This is a genomic window from Pseudomonas sp. IT-347P, from assembly GCF_949768005.1.
Taxonomy (GTDB): Bacteria; Pseudomonadota; Gammaproteobacteria; order Pseudomonadales; family Pseudomonadaceae; genus Aquipseudomonas.
In genome coordinates this window covers 36,819-53,021 of the sequence record NZ_CATKPQ010000060.1, presented here as the reverse complement: position 1 = coordinate 53,021, position 16,203 = coordinate 36,819, and the positions used below count along the sequence as shown (strand labels likewise).

The following is a 16,203-nucleotide window of genomic DNA, read 5'->3' as shown; positions in this document are numbered from 1 at the left end:
TGACCTGAAACACAATTAACTGTGGGAGCGGGCTTGCTCGCGAAGGCGGTGTGTCAGTCGACGAAAATGTTGTCTGACCCACCGTATTCGCGAGCAAGCCCGCTCCCACATTTGTCTTCGTGGTGGCTGTTAGATACGCAAGCCGCCATCCATCTCCAGAATCCGCCCGGTGTAGTAGTCGTTCTCGAAAATGTACGCCGCCGAATGGGCGATCTCTTCCGGTTTGCCCATGCGCTTGAGCGGGATTCCCGAAGTCATTTTCTCCAGCGCTTCCGGCTTCATGCCCAGGGTCATCTCGGTCTCAATGAAACCCGGCGCAATGCCCGCCACGCGAATGCCATAACGCGCCAGCTCCTTGGCCCAGGTCACGGTCGCCGCCGCAACACCGGCCTTGGCCGCGGAGTAGTTGGTCTGGCCAACATTGCCCGCACGCGAGATCGACGAAATGTTGATGATCGCGCCGCTGGTCTTCAGTTCGACCATTTTCGCTGCCACTTCACGGGTGCAGAGGAACACCCCGGTCAGGTTGACGTCGATGACGGCCTGCCACTGTGCCAGGCTCATCTTGGTCATTTCGCCGTCCTTGACCTTGAGCAGCAGGCCATCACGGAGGATCCCGGCGTTGTTGATCAGACCGTGGATCGCACCGAAGTCAGCGGCGACCTGAGCGACCATGTGTTCGACTTGCTCTTCATTGGCCACGTTGCACAGATAGCTGCGCGCCTCGACGCCTTTGGCTTTGCAGGCCGCAACCGCGTCATCGAGTTTTTCCTGATTGAGGTCGACCAGCGCGAGCTTCGCGCCTTTGCCGGCGAAATACTCGGCCATGGAGCGGCCCAAACCCTGGCAACCGCCAGTGATAATGATTACTTTGTCGTTGAGTTGCATGCGCATGCCCCGATAGCAGGTCTGAGTAGTTTTTGTTTTCAGCGACTCCCGATCTGCACCGGCCGTGGCAGGGTTGCACATGAGAATTGCCCGCCGGCGTCACTGGGACTTGATCCCGGGCGCCTGTCCGTTTTTTCGACGGATTCTATTTAAGGAGTCATAAATTGAGCGTTGAAGTGGCCAAGAATGCCCGAGAATTGCTTCTCAAGGAATACCGTGGAGTGCTGTCGACCCACTCCAAATCGATGCCCGGGTTTCCTTTTGGCTCCGTGGTGCCTTACTGCCTGGACGAGCAGGGCCGGCCGCTGATCCTGATCAGCCGCATTGCGCAGCACACCCACAACCTGCAAAAAGACCCGAAGTGTTCGATGCTTGTCGGCGAGCGCGAGGCTGACGACGTGCAAGCCGTGGGGCGCCTGACCTATCTGGCTGAGGCTCAGAAGCTTGAAGACGCAGCTGCCATCGAAGCCGCCGCCGAGCGTTACTACCGTTATTTCCCGGATTCGCAGAACTACCACAAGGCCCATGATTTCGACTTCTGGGTGCTGAACCCGGTGCGTCATCGCTACATCGGCGGTTTCGGCGCGATTCACTGGATTGAGCAACTGACCTTGGCCAATCCGTTTGCCGGCAAGGCTGAAATCAGCATGGTCGAGCACATGAACAGTGATCACGGCAAAGCCATCGCGCATTACGTCGACCTCGCCGGTTTGCCGAAAAATGTGCCGGCACAACTGGCCGGGATCGACACTGAAGGTATGCACCTGCGTATCGGTCAGGCGCTGTACTGGCTGCCATTTCCAGCGTCTTGTCATACGCCGATACAAGTGCGCGAAGCCTTGGTTTCTCTGGCTCACGCCGAGGTCTGGCCAAAAAATGCAGGGGTCGACGCTTGAATTCACGAAAGGGCGACGTCATCTAAGGCTTACTGCAAGGCATTTCTTGCGTTGAGGAAACTTTGATGCGCCCTTTTCTGTTGCTCTTTCTGCTGTTTCCAGTGCTGGAGCTGTTCGTATTCGTCAAGGTGGCAGGGTCTATCGGGTTTTTCCCGGCCCTGCTGCTGATCATTCTCGGCTCGATGTTCGGTGTGTTCGTGCTGCGCGTCGCCGGTCTGGCCACTGCATTGCGTGCCCGTGAAAGCCTGAACCGCGGCGAGTTGCCTGCGCAGACCATGCTGGAAGGTTTGATGCTGGCCCTGGCCGGTGGCCTGTTGATCCTGCCGGGCTTCATCAGTGATGTGGTCGGTCTGGTGATGTTGCTGCCCATCAGCCGTCGATTGCTGGCGAACAAAATGCGCCAGCGCGCCGAAGAACAGGCGATGCGTCAGCGTGCGTTTGCCGACGACCTGCAACCCCGTGGCGGTCCCGCACCGCGCCAGCCGCTGGGCCGCGAGGGTGATGTGATCGAAGGCGAATTCGAACACCGCGACAGCAAGTAACTGTTCTCTCTACACGGCACCTTCGGGTGCCGTGTTCGTTTATGAGCTGCTTTTGTGCAGAACATCCGTGAAAAATTTTTCGCCTCGCCCTTGTAATAAGCTTATGCGCCCTTATGTATCGGTCACCGAAAGGTTTCCGGTATTTGAACCGGACAGACTTCCGCGGTTCGCTCGACGAATCGCAACCGGCGCAGGCCGGATTTGTTAAACCCGCCGGGACTACACCGGCCGATGAAAACCACAATTAGGAGAGATCGACAATGAAGCTTCGTCCTCTGCATGACCGCGTCGTTATCCGTCGCAGCGAAGAAGAAAAGAAAACCGCTGGCGGTATCGTCCTGCCAGGTTCGGCTGCTGAAAAAGCCAACCACGGTGTGATTCTCGCTGTAGGCCCGGGCAAAGCTCTGGAAAACGGTGAAGTGCGCGCACTGTCCGTTAAGGAAGGCGATAAGGTTGTGTTCGGTCCTTACTCCGGCAGCAACACTGTGAAAGTCGACGGCGAAGACCTGCTGGTAATGAGCGAGAACGAAATCCTCGCTGTTATCGAAGGCTGATACCCCGCTCATTTTCCCGCTACTACAAAGTATTTAAGGAATATCGATCATGGCTGCTAAAGAAGTTAAGTTCGGCGATGCCGCCCGCTCCAAGATGCTCAAAGGCGTCAACGTTCTGGCTGACGCGGTAAAAGCGACCCTGGGCCCGAAAGGCCGTAACGTGATCCTCGAGAAGAGCTTCGGCGCTCCGACCATCACTAAAGACGGCGTTTCCGTCGCCAAAGAAATCGAACTCGAAGATCGCTTCGAAAACATGGGCGCGCAGCTGGTCAAAGACGTTGCCTCCCGTGCCAACGATGACGCTGGTGACGGTACTACCACCGCTACCGTTCTGGCTCAGTCGATCGTCAACGAAGGCTTGAAAGCCGTCGCTGCCGGCATGAACCCGATGGACCTGAAGCGCGGTATCGACAAAGCGACCATCGCGATCGTCAAAGAACTGAAAGCCCTGTCCAAGCCATGCGCTGACTTCAAAGCCATCGCTCAGGTCGGCACCATCTCGGCCAACTCCGACAACTCCATCGGCGACATCATTGCCGAAGCCATGGAAAAAGTCGGTAAAGAAGGCGTGATCACCGTTGAAGAAGGCTCGGGCCTGGAAAACGAACTGTCGGTCGTAGAAGGCATGCAGTTCGACCGTGGCTACCTGTCCCCGTACTTCGTCAACAAGCCGGACACCATGGTCGCCGAACTCGACGGCCCGCTGATCCTGCTGGTCGACAAAAAGATCTCGAACATCCGCGAAATGCTGCCAGTGCTTGAAGCCGTTGCCAAAGCCGGCCGTCCACTGCTGATCGTGGCTGAAGATGTTGAGGGCGAAGCCCTGGCGACGCTGGTCGTGAACAACATGCGTGGCATCGTCAAAGTCGCTGCCGTCAAGGCCCCAGGCTTCGGCGACCGTCGCAAGGCCATGCTGCAGGACATCGCTGTTCTGACCGGCGGTACCGTTATCTCCGAAGAGATCGGCCTGAGCCTGGAAAGCACCACTCTGGAACACCTGGGTAATGCCAAGCGCGTCACCCTGTCCAAGGAAAACACCATCATCGTTGACGGTGCTGGCGTACAGGCAGACATCGAAGGCCGTATCGCTCAGATCCGTGCTCAGGTTGCCGAGACTTCCTCGGATTACGACCGTGAAAAACTGCAAGAGCGTCTGGCCAAGCTGTCCGGCGGCGTTGCAGTGATCAAGGTTGGCGCGGGTTCCGAAGTTGAAATGAAAGAGAAGAAGGCCCGCGTTGAAGACGCCCTGCACGCAACCCGTGCAGCCGTTGAAGAAGGCGTGGTACCTGGCGGTGGCGTTGCGCTGATCCGAGCTCTGGAAGCCCTGACCGAATTGACCGGCGACAACGCTGACCAGAACGTCGGTATCGCTGTGCTGCGTCGCGCTGTTGAAGCCCCGCTGCGTCAGATCGCTGCCAACTCCGGTGACGAGCCAAGCGTTGTCGTCAACGAAGTGAAGAACGGCAAAGGTAACTTCGGTTACAACGCTGCTTCCGGCGAATACGGCGACATGATCGAAATGGGCATCCTGGACCCAACCAAGGTCACCCGTTCCGCTCTGCAAGCTGCAGCCTCGATCGGCGGTCTGATCCTGACCACCGAAGCGGCTGTTGCTGACGCACCGAAGAAAGAAGGCTCGGCTGGCGGCGGTATGCCAGACATGGGCGGCATGGGTGGCATGGGCGGCATGATGTAAGCCAGCCTTGTCCCTGTAACGCAAAACCCCGCTGGCGCAAGTCAGCGGGGTTTTTTATTGCCCGTATTTCAGCATCACACATATCCCATGTGGGAGCGGGCTTGCTCGCGAAAGCGTCGGATCAGCCAACATAAATGTTGAATGACACACCGCATTCGCGAGCAAGCCCGCTCCCACAGTTTTGATTTGTATTTCAGGCGCTGACGGGGCGTGCCTTGACCACGGCTCTGGTTTTCACCGCCGGGCGATACAACACCCAGTAATACGACCCCAGGCAAATCAGCCAGCAGAAAATTGCGGTCCACACGTTGTGCGAGAAAAAGTGTGCGCCCTGCATCATCCGGCTGATCGAAAACACCGAGCCCAATGCAAAGGCAAAGATAAACGCCTGCCGCGCCAGGCGCGGACGGCGATCACGCAGGACAAAAAACAGCGCAAACAAGGTGAAACCTGTCGCCGCATGACCCCCGGGCCAGCAACGGCCGGGCTTGTCGGTCGGTGGACGATGTTCCATCAGTTTGCTGTAGGTTTCATGGCCGCCAAATTGCTCCAGGCTCCACGGGCACTGCACCGCCGTCACGGCCTTGACCGGCGTGACGAACGAGGTTGCCAGACCGAGCGACAGCACCAGACAGCCCAGCTCACGTTTGATCGGCTTCAGTCTGGTGAAGAAAAACGAGCCGAGAAAACCCAGCACCGCAAACACCGAGAACGCGATCACCACCTGCTTGGCCCGATCGTGCAGGATGTCTTCGAGGAAAAAACTGTGCCGCCCGATAAAATCGCCAGCCACCGGGTCATAAAACAGTCGGGCCAGATCCATGTCCAGGTCGGTCAGTTCGAGCAGCACCAGAATGATTGCCGCAATGGTCGGTATTCCCAGGCACAGCCACAGGTTCAGCGGTCTGGAAGCAGGGCGGGCAGAAGTCGACACCATGGGCAATTCCTTGGTCGTAAGTGGGGTCTGAAGAGCGCAACCGCGCGGAGTCTGCGCGCGCTGGCGTCGCCGATTTGTTAACCGCAGGTGAAAAAAACGTTGGTAGGCGCAATGAGCGTTTTTCTTGCCAGCCAACCCGACGCACGCCTAGCCCTGAGCCACACTTGGCCGTAAGCTGCGCGGGCCAAGACGGCCGTTACCCCGTACGGAGGAGGTGCCCATGCGAATTCTATTGGTCGAAGACAACCGCGACATCCTGGCCAATCTGGCCGACTATCTGGGCCTCAAGGGCTATACCGTCGATTGCGCCCAGGACGGCCTGTCGGGCCTGCACCTGGCGGCCACCGAGCATTACGACCTGATCGTGCTCGATATCATGTTGCCGGGCATCGATGGCTACACCCTGTGCAAGCGCCTGCGTGAAGACGCTCGTCGGGACACGCCGGTGATCATGCTCACGGCCCGCGATCAACTGGACGATCGTTTGCAGGGCTTCAAGTCCGGGGCGGACGATTACCTCATAAAGCCATTCGCTCTTTCTGAACTCGCCGCGCGGGTCGAAGCGGTGATGCGCCGTGCTCAGGGTGGCGGTCGCCGGGCCCTGAAGGTCGCAGACCTGAGTTACGACCTCGACACGCTGGAAGTGACTCGCGAGGGCAAATTGCTCAAGCTCAACCCGGTAGGCCTCAAGCTGCTGGCCGTGTTGATGCAGAAGAGCCCACACGTGCTGCGTCGGGAAATTCTCGAAGAAGCGCTGTGGGGTGATGATTGCCCGGACAGCGACAGCCTGCGCAGTCATGTTCACCAACTGCGACAAGTCATTGATAAACCGTTCGCCAAACCACTGCTGCACACCGTGCACGGAGTGGGTTACCGACTGGCCGACGTGTAATGGAGTTCAGGCAAAGTCTTTCCCAGCGGATCATCATTGCTTTTGCCTTGATGAGCGCACTCGTGGCCGGCGCCTTCGCGATGGGTATTGTCGCGACCGTACACCTGGTGGAAGAAAAGCTGATTTCGGCAGGGCTGGGCGGCGATCTGCAACGGCTGCTGCTGATGGACAACGTCTCGGACTGGAGCCATCGCCCGGAACCGGATCAGTTGTTCTACTTCAGCGGCGGGCCGGGCGATTTCGAGCTGCCCAAAGATCTGCGCCACCTCGATTCGGGTTTCCATGAAGTGTTCCGCGAGCAGCTGTCGTATCACGCGATGGTCGAGATCGTCGACGGCCGGCGTTATGTGCTGTTGCAGGATCAAAGCGATTTCGAAGAGCGCGAGCGCGTGCTGTTTGCCGTGGTGCTGGTGGGCTTCGTGCTCAGTCTGGCCCTGGCGGTATTCCTCGGTTGGGTGCTGGCGCGCAAGGTGATGGCGCCGGTGGTACGCCTGGCCCGGCAGGTGCGCCATCGCGATCAGTTGCTCGGCCTGGCGCCGCCGCTGGCGCCGGACTACGCGGCTGACGAGGTCGGTGAACTGGCGGTGGCGTTCGATGCCACATTGGGGCGCTTGCGTCAGGCGCTGACGCGCGAGCGTTTGTTCACCAGCGACGTCAGCCATGAGTTGCGCACGCCATTGATGGTGTTGGCCAGTTCCTGCGAACTGTTGCTGGAGAATCCGGGGATCGATCAGCGCGGTCGTTCTCAGGTCGAGCGTATCGCCCGCGCCAGTGAGGAAATGCGCGAGCTGGTGCAGACCTTCCTGATGCTGGCGCGCGCCCAGCACGAAGATGCGGGGATGGCACAGCAGCAAAACCTCTCGCAGGTGGCGGAAAACTTATTGTGTCTGTGGCGCGGTCCGATCGAGAGCAAGGGGCTGAAGCTGGTCTTCGAACCTGGCAATCCGTCTGAAACGGGTTACAACGCGACCCTGTTGAATGCCGTGATGGGCAACCTGTTGCGTAATGCGCTGCATTACACAGAAAAAGGCTTCATCCGCCTGACACTTAATGCCAACGGCTTTGTCGTGGAGGACTCCGGTGTCGGCATTCCGGAGGAAAAACGCGAAGCGATGTTCGAGCCTTTCGTGCGTGGCAACGAAAAGCGCGGCGAAGGCCTGGGGTTGGGGTTGTCGCTGGTTCAGCGGATCTGCGAGAACCAGGGCTGGACCGTCAGTCTCAGCACGATGGAGCCTAATGGCTGCCGCTTCGAGGTGGATCTGGGCAAAGTCTGACGCAAGGAGTGGCTCGATGCTACTCCCTCCTTCCTGTCTAAATCCTGTATAACGCTGTAATAATTTGTCTGTTTACCGGACATTTTTTTCACAAATGGATGACCTGACGCTGACACCCCCCTCCTTAAGGTGGTGACATCAGCAATTCAGGAGTCCAGGTGATGGCCGGTCCGATCAAACTCGATTTTTCCGAGAAGTACGACGATCAACACGCGCAGAAATACCTGCGCAAGCACAAAGAAAGCCTTGGACGGCGTCTCTCCCACTGGCGTGATGAACAGATGGCCCGCAAGGCGCTGGCGTCGGTGGGTGAACCGGGACTGGTGCTGGATCTGCCTTGCGGTGCCGGGCGTTTCTGGCCCTTGTTGGGCGAGAAGTCCAACCGGGTGATTATTGGCGCGGACAATTCCGAGTCGATGATCAAGACGGCAATGCAGTCGCAGCCGGCCGATGTGGTGAAACGGGTACAACCCTTGCACACATCTGCGTTCGACATTGCTTTGCCTGACAACGCCGTCGACAGCATTTTTTGCATGCGTCTGCTTCACCACATCGGCGAAGCCGAGCATCGCCGGGCAATTCTGCGCGAGTTCGAGCGCGTGACCCGGGACAGTGTGATCGTTTCGTTGTGGGTTGATGGCAATTTCAAAGCCTGGAAACGCCAGCGAGCCGAGCGCAACCGTCACAAACGCGAGTATCAGAATCGCTTTGTGTTACCGGCCGCTACGGTGGAAAAGGAGTTCGAGGAGGCAGGTTTTCGGATTCAGGAACAACTGGACTTTATTCCGCTCTATGCCATGTGGCGAGTTTACGTATTACGCAAGAGGTAACAGGATGGCAGTGCAATTTGCAGCGGGAACAGAAGTCGCTCCGCAAGACCGCTTCGACTACTACTGGAACCAGCGCGGCGAATGGGTAGAAGAGCCCAACGTGCGCCGGGGTGGCGAAAGCGGTGTGCAACGTATCGTTGGGCGCGACGGACAACTGCTGTATGCCAAGCGCCAGACCGGACATATCTATCGCAGTTGGTTGCACCCTTTTGGTCGCCCTACTGTTTTGCGTGAACTTGACGCGCTGACCGGCGTGAGCAAGCTCGGCGTGCGCGTGCCGCAAATCGTGTTCTGCGGCGCCCAGCCTGATCCGCAGCACAAGTGGCGCGCGCTGCTGGTCACCAAGTCCCTGGACGGTTTCCAGGAACTGGAACATTGGCTGGCGGCTGCCGGCGGTCGCGATCAGTGTGGCGAGGTGGTTTATGAGCGTGTGCTCAAGGACCTCGCCGAAAACCTGGCGCGTATGCACAAGGGCCGTTGGCAGCACAGCTGCATCTACATTAAACACGTGTTTGTGCGTGTGACAGGCGAAGGCGAGTCGGCCAAAGTCGAGGTTGCCTTGATCGATCTGGAGAAATGCCGCCAGCGTCTGACCGCCTATCGCGCCGCCTCCCACGACATGAAGCAATTGCGCCGCCATTCGTCGTTCCGCGACGCGGACTGGAAAAAACTCGTCTACTTTTATGAGACGGCGTTTGGCAGCGCTATCAAAGGTTTATAGCGATGAAACTAGAAATTGCACGAGGTTTGTTTCTGGTTGGAGCCTTGGCAGTTGCTTCATTGGCGGTGGCTGCCTGGGAGCAGCCTCGCATGCAGGTGGTTGGCTCGTCGGTAGACGACGCCCACTGCGCAGTCCCACGGGTGGCGAAAGCCTCCGTGGCGACCCAACCCGATCATGATTTGTTGTTGTTCATGTTCGGACTTTCTCAAGGGATGAGGCCGCAAAGTTGAACCGATTGAAGCCCACATAAAAGGCCTCGCAGATGCGAGGCCTTTTTTTTTGCCCGGATTTTATAGCTGTACGCAGGCCAAATGTGGGAGCGGGCTTGCTCGCGAATGCGGTGTTTCAGTCGACATTGCATCGATTGACACACCGCATTCGCGAGCAAGCCCGCTCCCACAAGGGGATCCAGGGATTACTTGGGATCGGGTTTGGCCAACAGGGTGTAAACGCATGGCAGGACGAAGAGCGTAAATAACGTGCCAATCGACATCCCCGTGGCAATCACCATGCCGATATCAAAACGGCTGACCGCACCGGCGCCCGTGGCGAGAATCAACGGCACCATGCCAAACACCATCGCCGCCGTAGTCATCAACACCGGCCGTAAACGAATCGCTGCCGCTTCCTCAACGGCTTCACGCGCCGTCAGGCCTTTGTCCTTGCGCAACTGGTTGGCGAACTCGACGATCAGGATCCCGTGTTTACTGATCAACCCGATCAGCGTCACCAACCCGACCTGGGTGTAGATGTTCATGCTCGACCAGCCGAGGAACAGCGGAATCAGTGCGCCGCAGATCGACAACGGCACCGTCACGAGAATCACCAACGGATCGCGGAAGCTCTCGAATTGCGCCGCCAGCACCAAAAAGATAATCGCCAAGGCCAAGGCAAACGTCACCCACAAGGCACTGCCTTCCTGGACGAACTGGCGTGAGGCGCCGCCGTAGTCGAAAGCGAACCCGGCCGGCGCTTCTTCGCGGGCGATCTGCAAAACGGTGTCGATGGCTTCACCCATGCTGACCAGCGGGAAACCGGAAATCTTCGCAGCGTTGAGTTGCTGGAACTGGTTGAGCTGACGCGGTCGTGCGCGGTCGCTGACCTTGATCAGCGTCGACAGGGGCAGCAACTCACCCTGGGTGTTTTTCACGTAGTAATTGTTCAGCCAGTCGGGGTTGTCGCGGTACGGTCGTTCGACCTGAGCGATGACTTTATAGCTGCGCCCTTCAATGGTGAAACGGTTGATTTCCGCCTCGCCCAGCAGGGTGGCGAGTGTGCCGCCGAGGTCTTGCATCGATACGCCCATCTGCGCCGCTTTCGCGCGGTCGATATCGACTACCACCTCGGGTTTGTCGAACGCCAGGTCGAGGTCGACAAAGGCGAACTTGCCCGACTCCATCGCACGTTTCTTGATCCGGTCAGCCACTTGCAGCAGCAGTTCATAGTCGTTGGCCGTGTTGACCACAAACTCGAATGGCAAGCCTTCGCCAGTGCCGGGCAGGGAGGGCAGGTTGAAGCCGAAAATCTGCAGACCCGGGATGCCTTCCAGTTTGCCTTGCACCTCGGGGAGGATTTCCATTTGCGTACGACTGCGCTCGTTCCACGGCTTGAGCAGGAAACCGCCGATGCCCGCCTGCACACCGTTGTAGCCGTTGATCTGGAACGAGGAGTAGTACTCAGGGAATTCCTTGAAGATCTTGATGAATTCGTCGGTGTAGGTGCTCAGGTAATCAAGGTTGGTCGGCTGCGGCGCAGTGGCCATCATGAAAATGATGCCCTGATCCTCGTCCGGGGCCAGCTCCGATTTGGTGAACTTGAGGAACACCGGGATCAGGCACAACACGATCACCGCGAACACCAACACGACCGGCCGCGTGTTCAGCGTGCCGTGCAGCATGCTCTGATAGCGACGCTTGAGGCCATCGAAAATGCGGTCGAGGCGGTGCGCCAGGCCACTGGGGTTTTCCTCGTGACGCAGCAAAAACGCGCACATCATCGGCGACAGGGTCAGGGCGACGATCCCGGAAATCACCACCGCACCGGCGAGGGTCAGCGCAAACTCCTTGAACAGCGCTCCGGTCAGCCCGGTGAGAAAACCGATCGGCGCATACACCGCCGCCAGGGTGATGGTCATCGACACCACGGGCATGGCGATTTCCCGTGCGCCTTCCAGCGCCGCATCGAACGGCGTCTTGCCTTCCTCGATGTGCCGGTGGATGTTCTCCACCACGACAATCGCGTCGTCCACCACCAGACCGATGGCCAGCACCATTGCCAGTAGCGTCAGCAGATTCATCGAGTAGCCCATCATCTGCATGAAGAACATCACGCCGATCATCGACAGCGGAATGGTCACTACCGGGATCACCACCGAACGCAGCGCACCGAGAAACAGGAACACCACGACGATGACGATCAGCACCGCTTCGAACAGGGTTTTCACCACTTCATCGATCGAGGCCTGAATGAACAGCGTGGCGTCGTAGGCGATCTCGCTTTTGAGGTTCGGTGGCAGTTGCGCTTCCAGCTCCGGCATCAGCTTGCGCACTTCCTTGATCACGTCCAGCGGGTTGGCGCCCGGGGTGGCCTTGATGCCGATGTACACCGACGGCGTACCGCCGAACGAACTGATCGAATCGTAGTTTTCCGCACCCATTTCCACCCGTGCCACATCGCTGAGCAGCACGCGGCTGTCGCCACTGACCTTGAGCGGAATCGCCGCGAAGGCTTCAGCGGACTTCAGTTCGGTGTTGGCGTTGATGCTGGTGACCACGTACTCGCCTTTCACCTCGCCAGCGGCGGAGAGGAAGTTGTACTGGCGCACGGCGTTGGTCACATCGCTGGCGCTGAGGCCGAAACCGGCGAGTTTTACCGGGTCGAGCCACAGGCGCATGGCGAACACCTGATTGCCGAGAATCTCCGCCTCGGCCATGCCCGGCAAGGTTGCCAGTTTTGGCTGGATTACCCGTGACAGGTAATCGGTAATCTGCGGGTTGCTCAAATCCTTGCTGAAGAAACTGATGTACATCAGCGCCGAGGCGTCGGCGGACTCTTTGCTCAGCACCGGGTCTTCGGCGTCCTGCGGCAACTTGTTTTTCACCTCGTTGGCCTTGGCCAGCAGTTCGGTGAACAAGCGGTCGGTGTTTGAGCCGATGCGTGCGTAGATCGAAATCACCGAGAAGTTCTGCCGGCTGACCGAGGTCATGTAGTCGATGCCCTCGGCGCTGGCCAGGCTCTGCTGCATCGGCTGGGTGATGTAGCCCTGAATGGTTTCGGCGTTGGCCCCGGGGTAAGCGGTGGTCACCGTGATCAGGGCGTTTTCCATTTGCGGGTATTGGCGCAGCGGCAACTTGCTCCAGGCCTGAAAGCCGAGCAATACAATCAACAGGCTGACCACGGTGGCGAGCACCGGGCGGCGGATGAACGGATCGCTAAAAGCCATGGGGATTCCTTGATCAGTCGGCGCGAGGCGGACTGTTCTGCTCGCCGAGGGTCTTGTCGTCGCTGATGGCGATGTGGGCACCGTTGTCCAGTTTGATCTGGCCGGCCGTCACCACTTGTTCGCCGCTTTGCACGCCCTTGTTGATCATTACCAGGCCATCGCGGCGTTCACCGGTTTCGATGAAGCGGCGTTCGGCGATCAGCACCGGTTGGCCCTTGTCATCCTTTTCGACGCTGCCGTCCTCGGCTTTCTTCTGCCCGACCACGTAGATCGAGTTGCCGTAAAGGGTGTAGGTGATCGCGCTCTCCGGCACGACGATGTGTTTCTGCGGATCCGGCAGCAACACCTCAAGGCTGGCGAACATGCCCGGCAGTAATTTGCCGTCCGGGTTAGCCAGCGTGGCGCGCACGAGAATGTTGCGCGTAGTGCTTTCGACGATCGGGTTGATTGCGCTGATCTTGCCAGCGAAGTTTTGCTTGGGATACGCGGCGACAGCGATCTGCACCGGTTGGCCGATCGCCAGTTTCGGCACCGATTGTTCGGGCAGGTAGAAGTCGGCGTAGAGGCTGCTCAAGTCCTGCAGGGTGGCGATTTTGGTGCCACTGGCGAGGTAGTCGCCAACGTCGACCTGACGGATGCCGATGGTGCCGCTGAACGGCGCGAGGATGCGTTTCTTCGCCAGCGAAGCGTTGAGCTGATTGACCGTGGCCTTGTTTTTTTGCAGAACAGCGGAGAGCCGGTCGTACTCACCTTTGGAGATGGCGCGGCTGTCGACCAGTTGGCTGCCGCGGCCGAAATCCAGTTGCGCCAGACCCAGATCAGCCCTGGCAGTCTCCAGCAGGGCGGTTTCGACGGCGCTGTCGAGTTGCAGCAGCGGTTGCCCGGCCTTGACCTTCTGTCCGGATTCGAACTTGAGTTCGGTGACGGTGCCGGCCACTTCCAGGCTCAGCTCGACACCTTGCAGCGCCTTGAGTGAGCCGACGGTGGGCAGGCGCATCTGCCACGGCTGCTCGGTGGCATTGGCCACGGCAACGCTGATCGGCGGTTTCGGCTTGGAGAAGCCCTGAATCATGGTGTAGATCGAAAAGGCTTTGTACCCGCCCAGCACCAGGACGATCAGCAAAACAACACCCAACATGATCAGCATGCGGCGACGCAGCATATTTCCAGTTCCTTGGATAAATCAGGTGAGACAGGCGGGCACATTACTCCGAGTGCAGGGGTGATTCCAACTGGCAGTTATTACAGGGGGGCGCAAAGAGATCGCAGCCTGCAGCAACTCCTACAGTAAAGGGTATCCCTGTAGGCGCTGCTGCAGGCTGCGATCTTTTAAAGGCGCTTCAGGCCATCAAGTGCAGATGGTTGTCCCAGAGCCCCGCCGGCAATTCCAGCGGCTTGGCCAACAGCTCATCCTGACGGCAATCGTAGTAACGGCAACGTCCTTGGCCGGAGGTGACGACAAACCCGTCCTTCACCGCACCCACCCCCGCACAGTCTGGCAACGGCGCATCGAGGCGCACTTCGCCGCTGTCGAGATCCCAGATAAAGAAACGATTGCCACGCGGCGCCGTCAGCGCGACCAGACGCAAATCGCTGTGCACGGCGACGCTGGCAGTGTAATGCCCCATCGACTGCAACTGGTGCTCCGGCACCGGGAACGCCACGAACGGCTGTCCCGGACGCTTGATCGCCAGCAACTCCGAACGCTCATGGGACGCGCCCATGAACTGCTGACCGGCAACGATCGTGCCGTCGCTGGCGATACCCAGGTGACGCACGCTGTTCATTTGCTGGGCGAGGGTTTCCTTGCTCAGCAACGTGCCGTCGCGCTGCATCAGGACCAGGCTCGGCTCCATGGCGTTGAGGTTCATGTCGACGCGGCTTTCCGCCTCGGTCCGAATCCCGCCGTTGGCCACCACCAGCGTCTCGCCGTCGGGCATCCACGATACCTGATGCGGGCCGAGGCCATGGGTGGAAATCTCGCCGGTGTGCACCAGCCGCTCGCCTTCGAACTTGTACACGCCGAGCAAGCCGCGACCGGGATCGGTGGTGTCGTTCTCGGTGGCGTACAGGTATTCGCCGTCCTTGTGCACCACGGCGTGGCCGTAGAAGTGCCGGTTCGGCTGCGAGGTCACCGTCTGCAGCAACTTACCGTAGCGCAGGTCGACCAGATAACTCTCGGTGCCCGGACGACGGGCGACGAACAGCGCAATCGGCTGCGTCGGGTGGTTGATGATGTCGTGACAACGCTGGCCGACTTCAGTGGCGAACACCCGCGTGCCATCGAGCCGATAACCGACGGCGTAGTGCTTACCGTCGGTGTCGTCACGCGCCGACAGCAACAGCGGGCTCTGATCCTTGCGTTTGAACAGCGTCCAGCCGCCCAGCGTCACTGCTCCCAGCAGTGCACTACCTAAAGTCAGAACCTGACGTCGCAGCATGGCACTTGCCCTCATCAGTCACCGTCGTTGGCGTTGAAGCCCAGTTGGATGCCCAGCGCCTTGGCCAGTTCGCCTTCGTGCAGGCGATGGACGACGTTGAGGCTGTCGTAGATATCGTTGAGTTGCTGACGACCGGCGTCGTCTTCAAGCATTTCACCGAGCGAACGCTGGGTGCTGTCGAACAGTTTCAGCGAAGCGGCATAAGCCGCATCGATCTTGTCGGCCAGCGGTTTTTGCTCAGCCGGCAACAGACCGCGCAGGCCTTTGTTGTCGACGCCTTCCCACACGGTTTTGGCCGCCGCGAGGCTGGCTTCCAGCGCGGTCAGCGAAGACTGGCTGCGCCACGCGTCGGCCTGGAACGGCTGTGGCACGCCTTTGCTCTGACGGCCCATTGGCGTGCCGAGTTTTTTCTTCAGGGTGTCCAGCGCGGTGACTTGCACGCGCAGCAGATCGGCGATTGCTTCGTGGGAGTCGGCGTAGCGCTGGTTGGGGAACTTGCTCATCTGCGCGAGCATGCCGTCGGTGTTGTTCCAGCTCTGCAGGATCTCTTCGGCCAGTTGCTTCTGACGCTCGCCAATGGCGATCAGCAGCGGGCAGTATTTGGCTTTCTGCTCGGCATTGGCGACGTCAGGCTTGGCGTCGAACAGGATGTACTCGTAAGCCGACAGGCCTTGCACCACGACGCTCGACTTGGCCAGTGCGGCAGCATCGATCTGCGGCTGCGCGACCACCAGTTGCTCGACCTGACGGCCGACGAGGTTCTTCTTGTCCGGCCAGAACTGCACCTGCCACGAACGGTTGCCCTCGGCCAGTGGACCGATCAGCAGCGGTTGCAGCTCGGCCCAGGCTTTCTGCGCGTGCAGGAAGTCGGCCCGGGCGGTCTCCAGGGTTTCCTTGCCCTGGCAGTAGGCGAGGGCGCTGACCGCCAGTTGCTTGTCGGCTTCGACCCAACGGGTGTAGGTCGGCAGGATCACCGATTTGGCGATGGCCGCCGAGGTGACCGCTTGCGGATCCTGCGGCGAGCAGGCGCCGAGGGCGAGCGCGGCAAGGCTGGTGAACAGTAGCTTGGGACGGAACATGTCGGGCTCCC

The 16,203-nt window shown here is 59.4% G+C and carries 15 protein-coding genes; 9 read left to right on the top strand and 6 right to left on the bottom strand.

The features are described 5' to 3' along the window. Positions 1 to 129: 129 nt before the first annotated feature. A complete protein-coding gene (locus ACM6IV_RS27240) occupies positions 130 to 888 on the bottom strand; it encodes an SDR family oxidoreductase (protein ID WP_064391936.1) in 759 nt (252 codons plus the stop codon). A gap of 164 nt (positions 889 to 1,052) precedes the next feature. Here ACM6IV_RS27240 and ACM6IV_RS27235 point away from each other — a divergent pair, with 164 nt between their 5' ends. From ACM6IV_RS27235 to groL, 4 genes are all read left to right on the top strand, one after another. Then, complete coding sequence (locus ACM6IV_RS27235; protein ID WP_414872448.1) at positions 1,053 to 1,784, top strand: HugZ family protein; 732 nt, start codon at positions 1,053 to 1,055, stop codon at positions 1,782 to 1,784. Between the two features lie 65 nt (positions 1,785 to 1,849). Next, complete coding sequence (locus ACM6IV_RS27230) at positions 1,850 to 2,326, top strand: FxsA family protein (protein WP_123453763.1); 477 nt, start codon at positions 1,850 to 1,852, stop codon at positions 2,324 to 2,326. A gap of 260 nt (positions 2,327 to 2,586) precedes the next feature. After that, positions 2,587 to 2,880 (top strand): co-chaperone GroES, encoded by a 294-nt coding sequence (locus ACM6IV_RS27225; RefSeq protein ID WP_007916610.1) that lies wholly within the window; start codon positions 2,587 to 2,589, stop codon positions 2,878 to 2,880. 49 nt (positions 2,881 to 2,929) lie between these two features. Then, the gene (groL, locus tag ACM6IV_RS27220) at positions 2,930 to 4,576 is read left to right on the top strand and encodes a chaperonin GroEL (protein WP_090285825.1); all 1,647 of its coding nucleotides are present in this window, start codon (positions 2,930 to 2,932) and stop codon (positions 4,574 to 4,576) included. A 193-nt stretch (positions 4,577 to 4,769) separates the two neighbouring features. On the opposite strand, the gene ACM6IV_RS27215 is transcribed toward groL, so the two are convergent. Continuing rightward, the gene (locus tag ACM6IV_RS27215) at positions 4,770 to 5,513 is read right to left on the bottom strand and encodes a phosphatase PAP2 family protein (RefSeq protein WP_414872447.1); all 744 of its coding nucleotides are present in this window, start codon (positions 5,511 to 5,513) and stop codon (positions 4,770 to 4,772) included. Positions 5,514 to 5,733: 220 nt separating this feature from the next. On the opposite strand from ACM6IV_RS27215, the gene colR reads away from it, so the two are divergent. The 5 genes from colR (at position 5,734) to ACM6IV_RS27190 (ending at position 9,460) form a co-directional block, all read left to right on the top strand. Further along, positions 5,734 to 6,405, top strand: a complete 672-nt coding sequence (gene colR / locus ACM6IV_RS27210) for a two-component system response regulator ColR (protein ID WP_123453757.1) — start codon at positions 5,734 to 5,736, stop codon at positions 6,403 to 6,405. Continuing rightward, positions 6,405 to 7,679, top strand: coding sequence for a sensor histidine kinase (locus tag ACM6IV_RS27205; protein WP_414872446.1), 1,275 nt, complete (start codon positions 6,405 to 6,407; stop codon positions 7,677 to 7,679). The genes colR and ACM6IV_RS27205 overlap by 1 nt, the downstream gene beginning before the upstream one ends. Before the next feature lie 161 nt (positions 7,680 to 7,840). Then, on the top strand, positions 7,841 to 8,509 hold the full coding sequence (locus ACM6IV_RS27200) for a class I SAM-dependent methyltransferase (RefSeq protein WP_414872445.1): 669 nt from the start codon (positions 7,841 to 7,843) through the stop codon (positions 8,507 to 8,509). Positions 8,510 to 8,513: 4 nt separating this feature from the next. Beyond that, positions 8,514 to 9,230, top strand: coding sequence for a lipopolysaccharide kinase InaA family protein (locus ACM6IV_RS27195; protein ID WP_414872444.1), 717 nt, complete (start codon positions 8,514 to 8,516; stop codon positions 9,228 to 9,230). A gap of 2 nt (positions 9,231 to 9,232) precedes the next feature. Continuing rightward, positions 9,233 to 9,460, top strand: coding sequence for a hypothetical protein (locus ACM6IV_RS27190; protein WP_414872443.1), 228 nt, complete (start codon positions 9,233 to 9,235; stop codon positions 9,458 to 9,460). 185 nt (positions 9,461 to 9,645) lie between these two features. On the opposite strand, the gene ACM6IV_RS27185 is transcribed toward ACM6IV_RS27190, so the two are convergent. The 4 genes from ACM6IV_RS27185 to ACM6IV_RS27170 form a co-directional block, all read right to left on the bottom strand. Continuing rightward, a complete protein-coding gene (locus ACM6IV_RS27185; protein WP_414872442.1) occupies positions 9,646 to 12,672 on the bottom strand; it encodes a multidrug efflux RND transporter permease subunit in 3,027 nt (1,008 codons plus the stop codon). Between the two features lie 13 nt (positions 12,673 to 12,685). Continuing rightward, on the bottom strand, positions 12,686 to 13,834 hold the full coding sequence (locus tag ACM6IV_RS27180; RefSeq protein ID WP_414872441.1) for an efflux RND transporter periplasmic adaptor subunit: 1,149 nt from the start codon (positions 13,832 to 13,834) through the stop codon (positions 12,686 to 12,688). A 178-nt stretch (positions 13,835 to 14,012) separates the two neighbouring features. After that, positions 14,013 to 15,113 carry a DUF1513 domain-containing protein gene (locus ACM6IV_RS27175; RefSeq protein WP_414872440.1) on the bottom strand — a complete coding sequence of 367 codons (1,101 nt, stop codon included), beginning with the start codon at positions 15,111 to 15,113 and terminating at the stop codon, positions 14,013 to 14,015. Positions 15,114 to 15,127: 14 nt separating this feature from the next. Next, positions 15,128 to 16,192 carry an imelysin family protein gene (locus ACM6IV_RS27170; protein ID WP_123453745.1) on the bottom strand — a complete coding sequence of 355 codons (1,065 nt, stop codon included), beginning with the start codon at positions 16,190 to 16,192 and terminating at the stop codon, positions 15,128 to 15,130. Positions 16,193 to 16,203 lie beyond the last annotated feature (11 nt).